The sequence below is a fragment of the Novosphingobium sp. CCH12-A3 genome (genome assembly GCF_001556015.1).
Taxonomy (GTDB): domain Bacteria; phylum Pseudomonadota; class Alphaproteobacteria; order Sphingomonadales; family Sphingomonadaceae; genus Novosphingobium; species Novosphingobium subterraneum.
In genome coordinates, this window is record NZ_LSIA01000213.1 from 17,607 (window position 1) to 36,274 (window position 18,668).

The following is an 18,668-nucleotide window of genomic DNA, read 5'->3' on the forward strand; positions in this document are numbered from 1 at the left end:
GCAATGCCCCTATCGCCTCCGGCCGACTTGGCTTTCGAAGACAGCACGCTTTTTCTCGACCTCGACGGGACGTTGTTCGAGCTTGATGACTGTCCCGGCGATGTTTGTGCCGATGCGCAGACCCGGGTTCTGCTCGATACACTGCTCGACCGTTTGGACGGCAGGCTTGCCGTGGTGAGCGGGCGCTCCCTGGCTCAGATCGACGGGATGCTGGGTGCAGTCAGCCGGGACATCTGGATTTCAGGCAGCCACGGTGGCGAGCATCGCTGGGGTGGTGTGACGATAAGTCCTCCACGGCCCGGCCAGCTGGATGACGTGGCAGCTCGGTTCTGTGCATTCGCAGACGAACACCCCGGCGTGCTCGTCGAGGAGAAGAGCCTTGGCGTTGCCCTGCATTACCGCATGATGCCGCAGGCCGAGGCGGACGCTGTCACCCTCGCTCATGAACTGGCTGAAAGCCACGGTCTGTTTCTTCAGCAAGGGAAGATGATGGCGGAACTGCGCGATGCAGGTTCGGACAAGGGCAGTGCCATCCGGGCGATGATGGCGCATCCTGACCTCGCAGGCACGACGCCGGTTTTCGCAGGCGACGACCTGACTGACGAACCGGGCTTTGCAGCGGTTCGCGACCTTGGCGGACACGCCATCCTTGTGGGCGAGCCGCGACCTACTGCTGCAACCTATGGCCTGCGGTCTCCGGGCGACTTGCGCGAATGGCTGTGGGAGGCGCTGGCATGACGGCATCGCTCGATCTCTGGCCAATCGGAAACTGCCAGGTCTCGGCGCTGATCGATACCTCCGGCGCATTTGTCTGGGGCTGCATCCCGCGCGTCGATGGCGATCCGTTCTTTTCTGCGCTGGTGGGTGGGGCAGAGCCGGAAACAGGCCTGTGGTCCATCGATCTTGAAGATCGTGTGGAAACCACCCAGCGCTATCTGCGCAATACGCCGGTGCTCGTCACGCGCCACCGCGATGCGAATGGCGGCGAGATAGAGGTCATCGACTTCTGCCCCTATTTCCGGCGCAATGGCCGCACCTATCGTCCGGTCGCCTATGCGCGGATCGTGCGTCCGGTGGCCGGCAGCCCGCGCATCCGCATGCACCTTCGGCCGACCTGTAACTGGGGTAACGCCTGCGCCGTGACCATCGGCGGATCGAACCACATCCGCTTCCTTTCGCAAGCCATGACGATGCGCTTGACCACTTCTGCACCGGTCGGCCTTGTGGCAGAGGAACGTGTCTTCCGGGTCGAGCAGGCACAGTACTTCTTCCTGGGCCCGGACGAGAGCTTCTCGGGCAATCTTGCCGAAACGCTTGAACAGATGCTTGACGCGACCGTGGCCGAATGGCGGCACTGGGTGCGCGGTCTGGCCACGCCGGTCGAATGGCAGGACGTGGTGATCCGGTCGGCGATAACGCTCAAGCTGTGCCAGCACGAAGAGACCGGCGCCATCGTCGCCGCGCTGACCACTTCGGTCCCCGAACATGCGGGATCGCAACGCAACTGGGACTATCGCTACTGCTGGATCCGCGATGCCTATTACACCGTGCAGGCGCTCAACCGGCTTGGCGCGCTGGACGTGCTCGAAGGTTATCTCGCCTACTTGCGCAACATCGTCGACAATGCCCGCGGTGGCCATATTCAGCCGCTGTACGGCGTGCTGGGCGAGGCGCGGATAGACGAGGGGGTGGCCGAAAAGCTCCCCGGATATCGCGGCATGGGTCCGGTACGGGTGGGTAACGCTGCCTATTCCCAGGTCCAGCACGACGCCTATGGTCAAATCGTCCTGTCAAACACCCAGGCGTTCCTCGACCAGCGCCTGTTGCGCATGTCGGGCCTTGCCGATTTCGAAGCGCTGGAGAAAGTGGGTGAGAGGGCATGGGACCTGTTCGACAAGCCCGATGCAGGCTTGTGGGAACTGCGCACGCGCCAATCGGTCCATACCTATTCGGCGGCGATGTGCTGGGCGGCCTGCGACCGGCTGGGCAACGCCGCGCAAGCCATCGGCCTTGATGACCGGGCCACGTTCTGGGGCCAGCGCGCGGCCACGATCCGCGAGCGGATAGAGCGCGCCGCATGGCGGCCCGAGACCGAGCGGATGTCGGCCACGTTCTCGGGCGACGATCTTGATGCCAGCGTGATCCAGTTGCTCGACCTGCGTTTCCTGGCGCCGGATGATCCGCGCTTTGTCTCGACACTGGCGGCCATCGAAGAGGGCCTTCGGCGGGGATCGCACATGCTGCGCTATGCCACCGAGGACGATTTCGGTTTGCCGGAAACAGCCTTCAACGTCTGCACGTTCTGGCTGATCGAGGCCCTGCACCTGACCGGACGCAGCGCCGAGGCGCGCGCGCTTTACGAAGAGATGCTCGGGCGCCGCACGCAATCGGGCCTCCTTTCCGAAGATATCGATCCGGCAAGCGGCGAACTCTGGGGCAACTATCCCCAAACCTACTCTCTGGTCGGGCTCATCAATTGCGCCGTCCTGCTGAGCAAACCCTGGAACACCGTACGATGAGCAGGCTGATAGTCATTTCGAACCGGGTGAGTGCCGGCGGCGGTGCGCAGGGCGGGCTTGCAGTCGCTCTCTCCGCTGCGCTGCGCGAACATGGCGGCATCTGGTTCGGCTGGTCAGGCAACGAGACCAGCGAGTTCACCGGCCATATCAACATGGAGCGCATTGACGGCGTGACCACGGCCACGGTGGATCTGGAAGAGCAGGACATCGAGGAGTACTACGACGGCTACGCCAATCGCACGCTGTGGCCGCTGTTCCACTACCGGATAGACCTGGCCGAATACGAACGCAGCTTCGCCGATGGCTACCGGCGCGCCAACGAACGCTTTGCCGAGACCGCGCTACCGCTGATCGAGCCGGACGATCTTGTCTGGGTGCAGGATTATCACATGTTCCCGCTGGGCAGGGAACTGCGGGCGCGTGGCGTTGAGAACCGCATCGGCTTCTTCCTGCACATTCCCTGGCCGCCTCGTCGTCTGCTGGCGACATTGCCCGAGGCGCGCGCGCTGACCGAAAGCCTGCTGGCATACGACCTCATCGGCTTCCACACCGATGAATGGCTGCAATCTTTCGGCGATTACGTGTCGCATGAGCTGGGCGGTACGATCGATGACGATGGCTGGCTGACTGTGGGCGAACGGCGCCTGCGGCTGATCGCCTGCCCGGTCGGCATCGATGCAAAGGAATTCGCCGCCCTTGCGGCGAGCGAGAAGGCGAGGGAAACCTATGAACGGGTCCGCGTCAGCGCCGTTGGCCGCACGCTGATCGTCGGTGTGGACCGGCTCGATTATTCCAAGGGCCTCGAGGAGCGCTTCCTCGGCTATGAGCGGTTCCTTACCGAGCACCCGGAGGAGCGCAAGGAGGTGACCCTCCTGCAGATCGCACCGCCATCGCGCGGGACGGTCGACAGCTACCAGCGCATCCGCAGCAATCTTGAAGGGCTGGCCGGGCGCATCAATGGGGCGCATGCCGGGCTTGACTGGGTGCCGATCCGTTACGTCAATCAGGGCTACACACGCGACATGCTCGCCGGGGTCTATCGCGCCAGCAAGGTGGGCCTCGTCACGCCCCTGCGCGATGGCATGAATCTTGTCGCCAAGGAATATGTTGCCGCGCAGGACCCCGACGATCCGGGCGTGCTGATCCTTTCGCGCTTTGCCGGTGCCGCCGAGCAGATGCCCGAGGCTCTGCTGGTCAATCCGCATAGCGCCGAAGAGATATCGGACGCCTTGGGCCGCGCCATCAGGATGCCGCGCGAGGAAAGGATCCGCCGCTGGCGAGCGCTCATGAACGGCGTGGAAGAGCAGGACGTGATGTGGTGGTCGAAGCGTTTCACCGAGGCCCTTCAGGATTGCCAGCAGCCCACTTGCGGCATAATGGAAAGAATCTGAAGGGCGTACAGCTGCTTCCAGGCCACCCGGCATAGAGCCCAGGTGCCCCATGCTTTTCATCGCAAAGATGACGTGCCTGCTACCATGACGACTGCGTCGAGCCCCTCAAGCTCTGGCGAACCTGCACGCAGCGATTGAATTTCGCGCATCTGTCTGGGTGCCGGATGCTCCGGCCGTGCGAAAATTGCTTTTCTGCCCGGAATAATGCTGCAAGTCGTGTCGTTATGGGGGGGCTGTGATGGATCACCACACGGCCAGACGAGGGGGGTACGATGAAGAATACAATGCGTGCAGGCGCTATCCTGCTGGCGGGCATAGCCTATGTGCAGGCAGCGGCAGCGCAAGAGGCGGCAGCGCAGACGCAGCAGGATGATGCGCCGGCGGTCTGGCGCGCAAGTGCCGGAGCCAACTACTCCGAAGGCAAATATGGCGATACCGCGACGACGAAAGTCGTCTCCGCGCCTGTCGCCATCAAGTACCGCAAGGGCGGCTTCTCGATCCGCCTTTCCGTTCCCTGGGTCCATATCGATGGTCCGGGAAGCATTCTCGACACGCCACAGGGGCGCGATGCCGGATTCGGAGACCTCAGTTCGGGCGACGATAGCAGCAGCGGTGGGTCCGGCAGCGATGACTCATCGGGTTCCGGTTCGGGAAGTTCAGGTTCGGGATCTGACGATTCCGGCTCTGGCGGCTCTGGCAGCGGCGGTTCGGGGTCATCGGGCGGCGATGATGACAGCGGCAGCGGAGGCATCATCACGCCGCCAGTGCCCGGTGCGCCCATATCCAACAGCCGGGGCGGGCTGGGCGATGTCTCTGTTGCACTGGGCTACTCGCTGGAACTCGGCCGGTCGACCTGGCTCGACCTTGGCGCGCGCGTGAAGCTGCCCACTGCCTCCAGAGCGAAACGCCTTGGTACCGGCAAGGCCGATGTTACCATCAGCGGCGATCTCGTGCAGGACATCGGAAGCTTCAGCCTGTTTGCCGGTGCGCGCTATCGCTTTCTCGGCAAACCGGCGGGATCGGCGTTGCAGGACACCTGGGGGGCAAGCGGTGGGGTGAGCTACCGGCTTCCCGGCGGCACGATCGTCGGGGCCGATTATGACTGGCAGGAATCGGCGACGCCGGGTCGCATTGCCAGCAGTGAAGCTACCGGCTGGATCAACTTCGGTCTTTCGCGAAAGCTGCGCCTGCAGGTCTTTGCCAGCACCGGCTTCAACGCACGCAGCACCGATTTCGCGGGAGGCGTGTCGCTCAGCTGGCGCCTTAACTGAGGCCTGAACTGGGGAGTTGAAGAAAATTCTGCAGCCGATGGAATAAGCCTGAATTGCTGTCGTTGTCGCCCCGATTGGAAAGAAGGGGTGATTGGACATGCTGCAGGACCTGCAAGCCCAGGGAAGCCTGGTTGCACCAAGCCAGGACGTAACAGGGACGATCGCGCGCAAGGGGCGGGCCTTGCACGAGGATCGCCGCATGGCTGCAAAGCGGGCCTTCACCACGCGCCGTGTCGACCTTGATCTGGCGACACGGCTGCGCAGCGACGTAAGGCCGCGGGCGGGGGATCTGGTGCTGGCGCGGGTGGCTCAGCTCGGCCAGCACCAGAAGCTTGAATCGCCCCATGGCCGCCGCGCCCAGCTCTATGTCGGCGACGAAATCATCGTCGCCTATGGCGAACGCTACGCACCCGACCAGTTCGAGGCCGTTGTACCTCAGGACCTTTCGGCCTGTGATCTGGTCGCCGGTGGTGGCGTCGCCGGTCTTGTCCTCAGCCGCCACGCGAAGATGCGGTCGGCCACGCGGATCGAGCCGGTTGGCCTGCTGGCCGATGACGATGGCAAGGTACTCAACCTCGGTTGGTTCGGACTGCCACGCCTGACCCTGCCACCTGTCCTGCCTCCCGTCGTCGCGGTGGTGGGCACGTCGATGAACGCGGGCAAGACGACTGCTGCGGCCGGATTGATCCATGGATTGTCGCGGGCCGGCCTCAATGTCGCTGCGAGCAAGGTCACGGGGACGGGCTCCGGTGGCGATCTGTGGACCATGCTTGATGCTGGCGCGCGCTCTGTTCTCGATTTCACCGATCATGGCCACACTTCGACAGCTGGCCTTACGTTAGACCGCATCGAAAGCGTCGCGCTCTCGCTCGTCGCCCACAGCGCGGCCTCGAATCCGGACATCATCGTCATCGAAGTGGCCGACGGCTTGCTGCAGCGCGAAACCGGCGCCCTCCTCAAGTGTGGCCGCCTGCGTGAGGCGCTGCACGGCGTGCTGTTCGCGGCAGGCGATGCAATGGGCGCGGTGGCTGGCCATGACTGGCTGGTGAGGGCAGGGCATCGGGTGCTTGGCGTGTCCGGTCTGCTCAGTGCGTCACCGCTTGCCGTGCGAGAAGCCGAAGCGGCGCTCGGTTGGCCGGTCCTGTCGCTGGCCGATTTGCGCGATCCCCTGACTGCGCCGAAGATCTGCTTCGCTGGCGATGCGAAATCGTGCCTCGCCTGATTTCCCCATCCATCGCGCGGCGCATGCTGCCTCCGGTTTCGGTGGCCGTTGCGCAAGCCTGCGCAACGCTCGTCGGCGCCGCGCTTGTGCACCGCGCAGCGCAGCAGCCGGCCGCCTCGCCCATAGTTGCGCTAGCGGTGGTCGCGCTGCTCTGCGCTTTCGGGCTGGAGGTGGCGCGCCGAAGGCTGTGCGAGGCGATTGGCTGGCACGAAGTGGCGCAAGTGCGCGCCGGGCTGTTCCGGCGCATCTTGCGGGCCGATCCGTCGCAGATCGCCCGCCAGCGCCATGGGGCCCTGCTGCAGGTCTTTGTTGGCGACCTGTCCGCCCGGCGCCAGTGGTTGAGCGACGGGTTGCCGCGTGCCGCCACAGCGCCAATCCTCGTGGCTGCCCTTCTGGCCTGGGCCGCGGCGCAATCACCATGGCTTTGCGCAAGGATCGCCACCCTTCTGTTGCTTGGCATGGCGGCAGGAGCCGCCCTGCTGGGCCCGATGTCGCGCGCGGTCCGCGAGGTGCGGCGCACCCGTGGGCGCCTGTCCGCCTTTGCTTCTGACACGATTGCAGAAATGGCGGACGGTGCCGTTCCCCCACGGCAGCGAGCCCGGCTGCGGCGCCTTCGGCGGCGCAGCGATGCCCTGAACCGTGCCGCCTTGCGGCGTGCCTGGTGGACCGGAACCCTGCGTGGCCTGCCGCACCTGCTGACCAGCCTGATCGTGCTGGTCGTGCTGCTCGATGGTGGCGCGATTTCAGGAACGGTCGTGGTGATCGGCACAGCTGGCCTTGCCCTGAACGACCTTGCCCGCGCGGCAGAGCTATGGATCTCGGCGCGTATTTCGGCGCTCCGCATCCGGCGCCTGATGCGCCTTCCCAAGGCGCCTCCGCAACCGGATTCCCTAGTGCTGGTCGACCTTTCCGAGCCCAGGCACCGCTTTCGACCTGCAAACAGACAGGACTGCGCATGACCGCTCTGTTCCCGATCCCGCAAACGGCTGCAATCACAATGACCCTGCCGCAGTTCGTTACCGTGCCGGCGACGCCAGCCCGCCGCTATTACGCGGTGATCCCCGAGAACTGCGCAAGCGATGCCGTCCCGCTCGTGGTGGTCCATGGGATTTCACGTAACGCCCCAGAATTGGCGCTGCGCTTTGGCGAACTTGCTGCGCTGCACGGCATCCCGGTGATCGCCCCTCTGTTCGAGCGCGGGAGCTTCGGCAGATATCAGCAAGTGCGCGATCCGGATGGCGCTCTGCATTGCGACGATGCCCTTTTCGACATCCTTGCAGATGCGGCTGTCCGGTTCGGCATGCATGGCGCGCAGTGCAACCTGTTCGGCTTTTCCGGCGGGGCTCAGTTCGCCCACCGGTTCGCCATGCTCCACCCTCACAAGGTGCGTCATTGCATCGCTGCCGCCGCCGGATGGTACACCATGCCCGATTGCTGCCTCCCGTGGCCACTCGGCCTTCAGGACGCTCCTGGCCCGATCGATCACACCGCGCTCGCCCATGTCCGTTTCGACGTGCTGGTCGGCTCGCTTGACCGGCGGCAGGACAAAGCCTTGCGGCGCTCCGATGCCATTGACGCCGTGCAGGGCGTACATCGCCTCCAGCGCGCCCGGCGCTGGGACCGGGCCATGCGCAAGGCGGGCTTTTCATGCAGCCTCACGATCATTCCAGGCCTGAGCCACGCCTTCGGCGATGCCGTCCAGCTTGGCCTCGTCCCGCTTGTCCTACATCAGCTCGGCACGCGCCGGGCCAAACCCGAGGAACCTGAAACATGAACACCTTTGCAAGGGCTATCGCCCCCGCAATCGCCCTTTGTGCTCTGCCTGCCCATGCGCAAGAGGTCAAAGCAGATGAGAAAGGCCTCACGCTTGATGCAGGCCCGCTGCAACTGAACCTCGGCGGACGCCTGCATCTTGACGCCAGCGTCTTCGACGATCCCGCCTTGCAACGTACAGGAGTGACCAGCGCCGACGTCCGCCGCGCCCGCATTGAGCTGTCCGGTCGGGTTGGTGAAATCCTGCGCTTTCGCGTCGATCGCGAATTTGCCGGGGCCAGAGGCTGGCGCAATCTTTGGGTCTCCATCGAACCGGTGAAGAACCTCGAGATCAAGGGCGGCAACATGATCGTGCCGTTCTCGATGGAGGACCTGCAAAGTTCGAATGCCACGCCATTTGCCGAACGCTCGATGGCATCTGCCCTGACCGGCGGCTTCGGCCTTGGTGGCGCGATCACCTCCGGCGGCCGGAACTGGAGCGCCAGCGTGGGGTATTTCACCGATGCTCTCGCCAACGATGAAGGCCGCACCACCGAGCGCGGAAAGGGTGTGGTGGGCAGGCTCACGTTCGCGCCGGTTCGCTCACGCAAGGCAATCGTGCATCTGGGCGTCGGAGGAGAACGCAGGACATTTTCAGCGATCGAGCGCGTACGCTTTACCGCCGACCCTGGCTCCATCTTCGCTCCTAACATCATGTCCAGCGGTACGCTCGGATCGCTCGAAACGCTCAGGGCCTTGAACGTCGAAGCAGCCGTCTCGCTTGGCCCGGTGCTGGTTCAGGCGCAGGCCCTGTCGCTCAAGTTGCATCGCACCTTGCGGGACGATCGCAGCTTCAATGGCCAGACCGTCCAGGTCGGCTGGATCGTGACCGGTCAGCGCCATGCTTACAGTGCGTCGAGTGGAATCTTCGGCGGTCCGGAACGTCGCAAGGGCGGAGGTGCTGTTGAAATCGCCGCGCGCTACAGCCGCCTCGACCTGGTCGATGGCACTTTCGACAGGGGCATCGGCCGCGCGCTCAGTGCCAGCGCAATCTGGACGATCAGCACCAATCTGCGCCTGCTGGCCACATACACCGACAACCGCGTCCGCTTCCCCAGCGGGGGCGCGCCGGTCAAGAATCGCGTGGGTGTCCTGCGTGCTCAGGTGAACTTCTAAAGCGGAGCCTTTCGGGTTGGCTTCCGCCGGGGCGGTCACCTGCTGGGGTGGCCGCCCCATTCGTTTGCGATCAGCGCCTGTTCTGCAGCCGCATCAAGCGGATCGGCCAGCTGCAGACGACGGTGGGCTGCCTCCAGCACGGCATCGTCGGCTCCGGCTGCCACCGCGTAGTCCCCGGTGTTGGAAGAGGTTCCGCCAGCCCCCTGCGCTTCGATCGTCCAGACGCCTTTCGTGTCGCGGCAGGCCACGGCCACCTTGCCACCTTCGCCAAATTCGCGGCACCAGCGCCCATCGGCCGCGCGCGCGGTCAGCGCCGGGGTGATCCTGCGGCCATCGGGCAGCTCTGCCGAAGCCAGCGAAGGCGTCCGATCCAGAGCGAGCGAGAACGGATCGCGATTAGGCGAGCCACCGCGAGGGGCAAGCACCAAAGCGGCCACGAGGCTCGCAGCAATCGCTCCGCCCATAGGCAGGGCATGGCGTCTCCACCATGGCGGATTGTCGTTGGCGGCCAAGGATGAGGGTGGGGGCAGAACCGCAAGCGGAGCCGGTTCGCCAAGGCCGAGCCGCTCGAGCATTGCCGGATCGATTGGCGCCTCTGCCACCGGCGCAAAAGCCCCGGCGATCAGGGCGTCGTTTGCGCCCCATTCGTCGGCAAGGGCCTTGAGCTCGGGGTCGGAAGCAAGTTCAGCCTCGAATGCGTCAAGGTCTGCGCCGGTAAGCTCGCCGTCGAGCCATGCGGCAAGCCGTTCTTCGCGCGAAGGGGTCATGGTTGGGCATCCTTCTGCGTGAATTGCGTTTCGCCAAGGCATAAGGCGATCCTTGCCCTGGCCCGGGCAAGTCGGCTCATGACCGTGCCCACCGGCACCTCCAGTGTTTCGGCGGTATCGCGATAGCTGCGGCCTTCGATCACCACGAGGGCAAAGACCGCACGCTGATCATCGGGCAGCGCCTGCAGCGCGCGCTGGGCAGCGGACAGTTGCGACCGGTTCTCGACGGTCTCGCGCCCATCGCTGCCGGCAATACCGTGGAGGGCATCGACATCGATTGCCGTGCCGCGCCGCCGGGCAGCGCGCGCACCATCGATGTGAATGTTCTGCGCAATGCGATACATCCAGCTGTCGAGCCGCGTGCCTGGCTCGAACTGGTCGGCACGCCGCAGCGCCCTTTCAACCGTGGCCTGCATCAGATCGTCTCCATCGGCGGCGTTCCCTGCCATGGCCTGGCAGAACCGTCGCAGGCGCGGCAATGCGGCGACTATTGCCGCGCGCATTGCTCCTGCATCGTGATCTGCCTGCTCCATCCATGCCCCCACAACGTCTTGTGCGTCCGGCTATTCCAACCCGCCCCCGGTCGCGCTACAAAAAGTTGCCGACCATCGGAATAGCAGGCACTTGCAGTCGTTGTCGGCGCGTATCAAGCAGGATTTCATCCATGGACATGCGCGCCATCCTGTCAGGAATTGCCATCGGGCTGCTTGCAGTGCCCGTGTTCCCGCATGACCGCGATCCGCCCGAAACCCAGCGTGCGCAGGAACGGTTGGAGCGCGAGCAGGATCGCGCTGCCCAGCGCGCGGAAGAGCGCGCCGCCCGCTTCGAACGTGATCGCAGTCGCATTGAAGAACGGGAGGTGCGCGAACCGGCAAAGGCCGCCGAGGATCTCGCCAAGCTGGAAGCCGATCGCGCCGAGGATGAAGCCAAGGCTGCCGAGGATGCCGAAAAGGCCGAAGCGGACTACGAAAAGGAACTGGCCGACGAAGCCGAGGACGAGCTTGAGGATGCCGCCGAGCTTGCCGAGCAGTCAGACGACGACAGCCTTGAACGGGGAAGCAGCGTCGAAATCCGGGACATCGCCGATGGCGAACGCGCCGAACATGACGAGCGCGGATTTCCGGTCCGGCGCGGCGAAGTCTTTGCTCTGGATGTGCCCGAAGGCGTCTTGGTGCAGATACAGCGCTCCGGTTACCGGATCATCGAGCGGACCCGTCTCGAAGCGCTCGACCGCGACCTGCTGCGCCTTGCGGCCCCTAGCGGAACCAGCGCAACCCTCGCCAGGGATCGGCTGCGTGAACTTGCCCCAGGCGCCACAGTCGACGTCGTCCATTATTACGGCATGGACCTGACAGCTGGCAACAAACCGCACAAGACACGTGAAAGAACAATGCCAACCCGCGCAAACGAAAGCTTTTCGGTTGGCGTGATCGATACCGCAGTCTTGTCGCATCAAGCGCTCGCCAAGGCCCGGATCGTTCCGTGGAGTGAAGGGGCCACGCCGCAGGCGCAGGCCCGGCATGGCACTGCAGTGGCCTCCTTGCTGGCCAGTGCCGGTCGTCCGACCATTTACAGCGCCAACATCTTCAGGGGCCCGGCGGATCGCCCATATACCTCTGCCGAAGTCATCGCCGCAGCGCTGGAATGGACTTTGCTCCAGGGCGCTCCGGTCATCAACATGAGCCTGGCCGGACCGCGCAACGCCATTCTCGACCGCCTCATTCGTGATGCGGTGAAGGCTGGCAAGGTGGTGGTCGCCGCGGCCGGAAACGGTGGCCCCACGGCACCGCCGTCCTATCCGGCAGCCGTTCCGGGCGTAATCGCAGTAACCGCGGTCGATAAAGATCGCCGGGTCTATCGGCTGGCCCAGCGCGGCAGGCATATCGCCGTTGCCAGCTACGGAGTCGATGTTCTGGCGGCAGAGGCCGGGGGTAATCTAGCGAGGTTCACCGGGACATCGTTCGCCACGCCGGTCGTTTCAGCCTGGCTCGGCCGCTGTCGCGCTACCGGCGCGGATGCTTCTGCCTGCCGGCTGCTGCTCAGGAAAGCGGCGAAGGATCTGGGTACGCAGGGTTTCGACGAGACTTACGGCTTTGGCCTGATCGAGTAGCGAGGCGGACCGACGATTAAATTCGGCTTTGCCGTCAAAGACCGTATCAAGAGGACGACAAGAAAATTGAACGAGGATGCCCGACTTGGAAACTCCCGATGATATCTCGGCCTTGCCGAAGCATCACCAGGCCACTCACAGCGAGAAGCTGATCATCACGGCCTCATCGCTGGGCACGGTGTTCGAGTGGTACGACTTCTACCTCTACGGCCTCCTCACCGCGATCATCGCCGCCAAGTTCCTCACTGGCCTCAACGAGACGACGTCGTTCATCATGGCGCTGCTGGTCTTCGCGGCGGGCTTTATCGTCCGCCCGTTCGGCGCGCTGGTATTTGGCCGGATCGGCGACATGGTCGGCCGTCGCTACACCTTCATTGTCACGCTGCTGGTCATGGGTCTGTCGACCTTCCTCGTCGGCTGCCTGCCCACTTATGAAAGCGTCGGCGTCGCCGCGCCGATCATGCTGGTCGTGCTGCGCATGTTCCAGGGCCTTGCCCTTGGCGGCGAATATGGCGGCGCGGCGACTTACGTTGCCGAACACGCGCCCGAGGGTAAGCGCGGCCTCTATACCAGCTGGATCCAGATCACCGCCACGGCGGGCCTTGCCATGGCGCTGCTGATCGTGATCCTCGTACGCTCGCCTGTCACCGGCGTTGGCGAAGCGGCCTTCAAGGACTGGGGCTGGCGCGTGCCGTACCTGCTTTCGGGCGTGTTCCTGGGCATCGGCCTGTGGCTGCGCCTCAAGCTGCATGAATCGCCCGTGTTCCAGAAGATGAAGGCGGAAGGCACCTCCTCCAAGCGCCCGCTGTCCGAAGCCTTCGGTGAATGGAAGAACCTCAGGATCGTGCTGATCGCGTTCTTCGGCGCCATCGCCGGACAGGCGGTGGTCTGGTACACCGGACAGCTCTACGCGATGTATTTCCTCGAGAAGATGCTCAAGGTGGATGGCCTGACCGCCAATACCCTGATCATTATCGCGCTGGCCTGTGCCACCCCGTTCTTCCTGTTCTTCGGCTGGCTGTCCGACAAGATCGGCCGCAAGAAGATCATCCTGACGGGGTGTGCGCTGGCTGCGCTCACCATGTTCCCGGCGTTTAAGGCACTGACCGCAGCGGCGAACCCGGCGCTCGCCCATGCCCAGGCCAATGCCCCGGTCAAGGTCATGGCCGATCCGGCGGAATGTTCCTCGCAGTTCGACCCGGTCGGCGCCAACAAGTTCGACACGACCAGCTGCGACATCGTCAAGAACGCGCTCGCCAAGGCGGCCGTGAACTACGAAAACGTCGCCGCTGCTGCGGGAACGCCGGCCTCGATCCGGATCGGAGACACGACACTGGCGGCGCCCGATCCGCGCAAGGTTGCCGGCGAGGAAAAGAAAGCCGCCATCGCCGCCTTCGCCAGAGAGGTTGCGACTGGCCTGGAGACGGTTGGCTATCCCGCCAAGGCCGATCCCGGTGAGATCAACAAGCCGCTGGTCGTGGCGATCCTGTTCTACCTCGTGCTGCTGGTGACCATGGTCTATGGCCCGATCGCGGCGATGCTGGTTGAACTGTTTCCCAGCCGTATCCGCTACACCTCGATGAGCCTGCCTTACCACATCGGCAACGGCTGGCTCGGCGGCCTGCTACCCGCCATCGGCTTTGCCATGGTCGCGGCCAACGGGGATATCTATTACGGCTTCTGGTACCCGGTGATCGTCGCCGCTGCCACCTGCGTGATCGGCCTCGTCTTCCTGCCGGAAACCTACAAGCGCAGCATCGACGACTGACGCGGAGCGCGGGGGCTTCCGGAGACGCCCCCGCGCACCGCTTACGGCTTGAGGTTGTCCAGCACCGCCTGCCACGGCACCATCTTGAAGTTCTGCGCGCGCGGCGCGTTATCGCCATCCTGCGCCACGAACAGGCCAGTAGGAAAGGCAGGGCCGAAGTCCCCAAGCATCAGTTCAATCCCGTCGGTATCGCTGGTTGCGCCGAACTGGCCTGCGACAATGCGGAAGCGGCCGCGCGGTTGCGCTGTGGTCAGATCGAACAGCGCATAGGCATTGTCGCCCTGGCTCGATGCGACGAGCATTCCGCCGTCCCGTCCTTCGGGTGCCAGCGCCAGCCCTTCGACATCGGCTGCCAGCCCCTTTTCCGCGCCGACCATGGCAAAGGCTTCCGCCTGAAGGACCGCGGCGCGCAAGTCGACCCGCCAGATGCCAACGTCCTCCTCGGCCACGTAGAGCAGGCCAGTGCGGTCATCCACCACGCATCCCTCGGATTGCGTGCGGAAGCGGATAGAGCGCAGATGCCGCGCGGTGATCATGCCGCCAACCTCTTCCAGTGCGCTTTCCGCCACCGTGCCGTCCTTGAGCACGACATAGGCCCGCGCCAGTTCGCCTACAGCCAGCGCCTTGCCCATGCAGAAGCCATAGGCCTCGGCTGGAGCGTGACCGGCCCCAAGGAAGCTCCTCACGCCAAGGCTGGTCAGCTTGCCCGTCACTCCATCCAGCCGGAACAGCGTGATCTTTGGCTCAGCCACGTCGGTGCGGTCGCTTGCCGCCACCAGCACGAAGCCCGGGCGCACTTCGCGCAAGTCGACATTGTTGAGCGCACCCGCCGCGACGAAATCGCGCACCTTGCCGTCAAGGCCATAGACATAAAGCCCCACCTTCTTGTCGGTGCCGACGATCAGGCTGGCCGCGGGATTGGCAGCATTGCGCCAGATCGCCGGGTCATCGGCAGCATCGGCATTGGCGGATCCGACCGGCGCGGTCTCAGCCGTCGCTGCCACGTCCACCGCCGGATAGGATGGTCGCGGGAACTCCTCCACGCTGGCGCATGCAGAGAGGAACAGGACCGGGAGCAATGCCCCCGATCCTGCCGTGACGAACCTGGGCAGGGCAACCATCAGAAGTTGATCCGCACGCCCGCCGCATAGCGACGGCCGAAGCGTTCGTATTCGATGGTGTAGATGTTGGTGGCGGGTGTCGGCGTGCCGGTTGCCGTCAGCAGGTTGCCCGGCTCGGAATAACGGCGGCCCGGCTTGTTCAGCAGGTTCGAGGCATCGAAATAGACCTCGAAGTTCTTCGTGATCGCATAGCGTGCCGAGAAATCGAGTTCGTCGTCGGCGGCCCAATAGGTATCGCCAGCATCGGTCAGGTCGTCGGCATAGCCATCAAGCCAGGTGCTGCGGCGCTGGTACTGCAGGCGCAGCGACAGGCCGTACTTCTCGTAATAGGCGCCAAGGTTGTAGACCCAGTCGGACGTGCCGGGCAGGCGCACCTTGCGGGCAGGGACGTCGCCCACCGCAGGCTTGGTCACCTCGCTGTCGTTGTACGTAAGGTTGGCGCTGACGCCGAAGCCGCCCATGAAGTCTGGCAGGCCAAGGCTTTCGGTCCACGGTTCCAGCTGCAGCTGCGCTGCCACCTCGAAGCCGAAGATGCGCCCGTCACCGCCGTTGGTGATGCCGGTGAAGGTGTACTGCGAACGATCCACGCCACCGCTGTTGAGCACGTCCGAATTGAAGGTGCGGCGCTGCGAATAGAGCACGTCTTCGACCTTCTTGTAGAAGACGCCGGCCATCAGGTAGCCCTGCGGACGCACGTACCATTCGAAATAGGCATCCACGCCATAGGCGCGTTCCGGCTTCACGCCGGGATTGCCGCCCGAGATCGTCAGGTTCGCATCGTTCACGGTCACGTTCGGGCGGATCTGGTCATAGTCCGCACGCGCCGCGCCGCTGTTGAACGAAAGCCTGAACTTCTTGTCCTCGGCCAAGTCATAATTGAGGTGAAGGCTCGGGAAAACGAGGGTCTGGCTCGCCTCGGCGGTGACAATGCCCTTGGTTCCGGCGATGTCGGCCTCGGCAATCCCGCGGTTCTTCACGTGTTCGACACGGACACCGCCGACGATTGAACCCCAGTCGTACCGCAGCGTGCCCATGGCGAAACCGGCAAAGACCTGCTCGCGCACGTCATAGATGTTCGCGGTATTGGGCGTGAAGGTAAAATTGGCGCGCGCGGCGTCGGCATACTGGCGCATCTTGTCGGTATCGAAATAGCGGAAGGTGTAGCCCATCGGGATCTTGCCGAGGAACGCCTGATCCAGCGAGAACTGGTTGTAGTCGGTGGGGATGCCGATCTTGGCGAAGTCGCCCGCCGCCGTCAGCGAGATCTGGCTTTCGTCCACCACCTTGGTGCGCTGGTCGAACTGGAAACCCAGTTTGAAGGTTGCATCACCACCCAGGAAGCTGGTGTCCTTGGCCACGATCAGGCGGCCGGTATAGGCCTTGGTCGTGTCCACCGCGTCAAGTAGGCGAAGCTCGGCAAGTGGCTTGGTGAAAGTGTCGATTGCGCTGACGGCAGTCCCGGCGGTGTAGCGCGTCGGGCTGGAAAGCTGCACCGTCGTGAACAACCGTGGCGTGTTGCGCAGCGGGTTGGTGAAGTCATAGGCCACGGTCGGGCGGGCAGAGCGGGTGGAAGGGCTGTTCCAGCGCGCTTCGCCCACCACCGACCGGTCGTCCTTGGACTCGGTATAGTTGCCCAGCCAGTTTACCTTCCAGCCTTCGCCGAACTCGTGGGTGCCTTCCAGCGTGTTGGTGAAGATCGACTGGCGGAACGCGCGCAGGGTCGAACGCTGGTTGATGTCGATGCCATAGACCGTGCCCTTGAGCGGCGTGTTGCCGATGCAGACGTCGGCATAGCCGGTGGTGGTCGGCGTGGTGTTGATCGTGGTCGGGCAGGCGGCCGCACTGTTCGAAAGATCGCCCTGCTTGTCATCCATGTCGAAGATGTAGTTGTCGCGCGCTTCGTCGTCGGTGAAGATCGTGTAGACCGACCGCAGCGAAATCGTGTTCTCGCTGTCAGGCTTCCAGTCCATGCGGCCAGAGACCGACCAGTTGCGGCGGCGCAGGCGATAGAGCTTGTTCTCCGTCTCGCGCGCCCAGAAGCGGGTGCCGTTGCCGGGGCGCTGGTCCTGCGAAACGCGCTCCCAGTCGATCTCGAAATTGTCGGTGATCATGTTGCGTTCGAAGAAGCTGCCCGAAAGCAGCACGCCGATCTCGCCGTCACCCGCCTTGAAGCGATCGGAAACGACCAGCGATCCTTCGTACTCGCGGCGGTCACCCAGCTCGGCGTAACCGATCCCGGCCTTGCCCTGAACGTGCAGCCCGGCGAAGTCGAAGGCCGAGCGGGTGATGACGTTGACGTTACCCGAAACCGTCTCGCCCGGCATGTCCGCCGTCACCGCCTTTGAAACGATGACCTGCTTGGCAATTGCCGAGGGGATCGAATCGAACCGCGCATCGCGGCCCTCGGGGCTGACGACGTTGATCCCGTCGAAGCTCAGCGTGGTCCAGTAGTTGGGCGCACCGCGCAAGCTGATATAGCGCGCCTGGCCCTGGTCGCGCTCGATGGCAACGCCCGGCAGGCGGCTGGTGGCTTGCGCGATGTTCTGGTCGGGCAGGCGGCCGACGCCATCGGATGACAGCACCGTTACCAGCGAATCCGACTTCTTCTGCACATCGAGCGCGGCGGCTTCGGATTCGGCGATCGGACGTTCGCCCGTCACCACGATCGGCGCCTCGGCGCTCTCTTCCGCGGCAAGGTCTTCGGCAAAGGCTGGCGTGGCAGCGAGCGCGGCAACCGAACCCAGCAGCATCGCACGAAGCAGAGTGCGGCTGCGCGCCGCGGAAAACACAGATGTCATGGTAAGCCCCCTGAATGACTTGGCTGGGGAGCCCCTAGGCACTGCGTTTGACGGTCACGCGACAGTTCGAAGGCAGAACGAAGAATGCGTTTCAAACAGCCGTAACAATTGCGGAAAAGCGGGCGCTCCGCATTATGTCGGGCAACAAACTGTTACGCAGATGTCAGGCGGCAGGCGTGCTGCAGTGCTGCACCAGCTCGCGCAGGTCGCGCGCCGCGCTGTCGCCGACAAGGTTGGGGTCGGGGCTGTCGATCACGATCGTGCCGCCCTCGGCCCGCAGCCGCACCTGGCCGAGCACCCGCGCCGATCCCGCACTCAGCCGCCGGCACAGCCGCGCCGCGTGGCCCAGTGTCCGCGCCTCGAACAGCAGGTCCTGCGAGGCGAGGGCGCTCCACGGCACCTGACCGGCACCGCCCTTGCCAAGGCTCGCGCGCAAGGCGCTGGCCAGCGCGGCGCGCCCGGCGTTGTCCACGCCCACCCAGCGCTTCTGCAGGCCCCATTCCGTCGGCAATTCGCGCCGCAGGTTGGGCTCGACCCGGCCCGCAGCCAGGCACAGCATCACCGCCGCCCGCCCGACCGGGGTCTCCGCCAGCGGCGCAACTTCCCTGACCGCCGCCACCGTCGCCTCGACCAGCGCCGCATCGACGCCCATTGGCTCCACGAAGGCGCTGACACCGGCGAGCAACGGGTCCTCGCGCTGCGCCGCGTCGGGCAGCGATCCGAACAGCACGCCCTCGCGCAGGCCCCATGACGAGAACACGATGCCCTTTGGC

At 64.6% G+C, this 18,668-nt stretch carries 15 protein-coding genes; 10 read left to right on the plus strand and 5 right to left on the minus strand.

The genetic code is table 11. The annotated features are described in order from the left end of the window. Positions 1-27 precede the first annotated feature (27 nt). The 8 genes from otsB (at position 28) to AX703_RS16375 (ending at position 9,331) form a co-directional block, all read left to right on the plus strand. Positions 28-738, plus strand: coding sequence for a trehalose-phosphatase (gene otsB, locus AX703_RS16340; protein ID WP_231735577.1), 711 nt, complete (start codon positions 28-30; stop codon positions 736-738). Beyond that, complete coding sequence (locus AX703_RS16345; protein WP_062345577.1) at positions 735-2,519, plus strand: glycoside hydrolase family 15 protein; 1,785 nt, start codon at positions 735-737, stop codon at positions 2,517-2,519. The genes otsB and AX703_RS16345 overlap by 4 nt, the downstream gene beginning before the upstream one ends. After that, positions 2,516-3,910 (plus strand): trehalose-6-phosphate synthase, encoded by a 1,395-nt coding sequence (locus AX703_RS16350; protein WP_062345555.1) that lies wholly within the window; start codon positions 2,516-2,518, stop codon positions 3,908-3,910. Before AX703_RS16345 ends, AX703_RS16350 begins: the two co-directional genes overlap by 4 nt. Positions 3,911-4,182: 272 nt before the next feature. Beyond that, a complete protein-coding gene (locus AX703_RS16355) occupies positions 4,183-5,181 on the plus strand; it encodes a hypothetical protein (protein WP_062345556.1) in 999 nt (332 codons plus the stop codon). Between the two features lie 97 nt (positions 5,182-5,278). Continuing rightward, positions 5,279-6,403: a DUF1611 domain-containing protein gene (locus AX703_RS16360; RefSeq protein ID WP_197423742.1), complete on the plus strand. Its 1,125-nt coding sequence runs from the start codon at positions 5,279-5,281 to the stop codon at positions 6,401-6,403. A gap of 23 nt (positions 6,404-6,426) precedes the next feature. Further along, on the plus strand, positions 6,427-7,362 hold the full coding sequence (locus AX703_RS16365) for an ABC transporter transmembrane domain-containing protein (protein ID WP_062345559.1): 936 nt from the start codon (positions 6,427-6,429) through the stop codon (positions 7,360-7,362). Next, positions 7,359-8,177, plus strand: a complete 819-nt coding sequence (locus tag AX703_RS16370; RefSeq protein ID WP_062345560.1) for a hypothetical protein — start codon at positions 7,359-7,361, stop codon at positions 8,175-8,177. Before AX703_RS16365 ends, AX703_RS16370 begins: the two co-directional genes overlap by 4 nt. Beyond that, entirely contained in the window at positions 8,174-9,331 is a 1,158-nt protein-coding gene (locus tag AX703_RS16375; RefSeq protein ID WP_062345562.1) for an OprO/OprP family phosphate-selective porin, read from the plus strand. The genes AX703_RS16370 and AX703_RS16375 overlap by 4 nt, the downstream gene beginning before the upstream one ends. A 35-nt stretch (positions 9,332-9,366) precedes the next feature. Here the strand turns inward: AX703_RS16375 and AX703_RS16380 are convergent, their stop codons facing one another. Continuing rightward, a complete protein-coding gene (locus AX703_RS16380; RefSeq protein ID WP_062345564.1) occupies positions 9,367-10,098 on the minus strand; it encodes an anti-sigma factor in 732 nt (243 codons plus the stop codon). Further along, complete coding sequence (locus AX703_RS16385) at positions 10,095-10,631, minus strand: RNA polymerase sigma factor (RefSeq protein ID WP_062345566.1); 537 nt, start codon at positions 10,629-10,631, stop codon at positions 10,095-10,097. Before AX703_RS16385 ends, AX703_RS16380 begins: the two co-directional genes overlap by 4 nt. A gap of 131 nt (positions 10,632-10,762) precedes the next feature. Between AX703_RS16385 and AX703_RS16390 the strand changes: the two genes are divergently transcribed. Next, the gene (locus AX703_RS16390) at positions 10,763-12,208 is read left to right on the plus strand and encodes a S8 family serine peptidase (RefSeq protein ID WP_231735578.1); all 1,446 of its coding nucleotides are present in this window, start codon (positions 10,763-10,765) and stop codon (positions 12,206-12,208) included. Positions 12,209-12,284: 76 nt separating this feature from the next. After that, positions 12,285-13,976 (plus strand): MFS transporter, encoded by a 1,692-nt coding sequence (locus AX703_RS16395; protein ID WP_062345567.1) that lies wholly within the window; start codon positions 12,285-12,287, stop codon positions 13,974-13,976. Between the two features lie 41 nt (positions 13,977-14,017). Here AX703_RS16395 and AX703_RS16400 read toward each other — a convergent pair whose 3' ends face one another. The 3 genes from AX703_RS16400 to AX703_RS16410 all read right to left on the minus strand — a co-directional run bounded on the left by AX703_RS16400 (position 14,018) and on the right by AX703_RS16410 (position 18,655). Beyond that, positions 14,018-15,097 carry a phytase gene (locus AX703_RS16400; RefSeq protein ID WP_062345571.1) on the minus strand — a complete coding sequence of 360 codons (1,080 nt, stop codon included), beginning with the start codon at positions 15,095-15,097 and terminating at the stop codon, positions 14,018-14,020. After that, the gene (locus AX703_RS16405; RefSeq protein ID WP_062345573.1) at positions 15,097-17,895 is read right to left on the minus strand and encodes a TonB-dependent receptor; all 2,799 of its coding nucleotides are present in this window, start codon (positions 17,893-17,895) and stop codon (positions 15,097-15,099) included. The genes AX703_RS16400 and AX703_RS16405 overlap by 1 nt, the downstream gene beginning before the upstream one ends. Positions 17,896-18,058: 163 nt before the next feature. Continuing rightward, positions 18,059-18,655 carry a hypothetical protein gene (locus AX703_RS16410; protein ID WP_062345576.1) on the minus strand — a complete coding sequence of 199 codons (597 nt, stop codon included), beginning with the start codon at positions 18,653-18,655 and terminating at the stop codon, positions 18,059-18,061. Positions 18,656-18,668 lie beyond the last annotated feature (13 nt).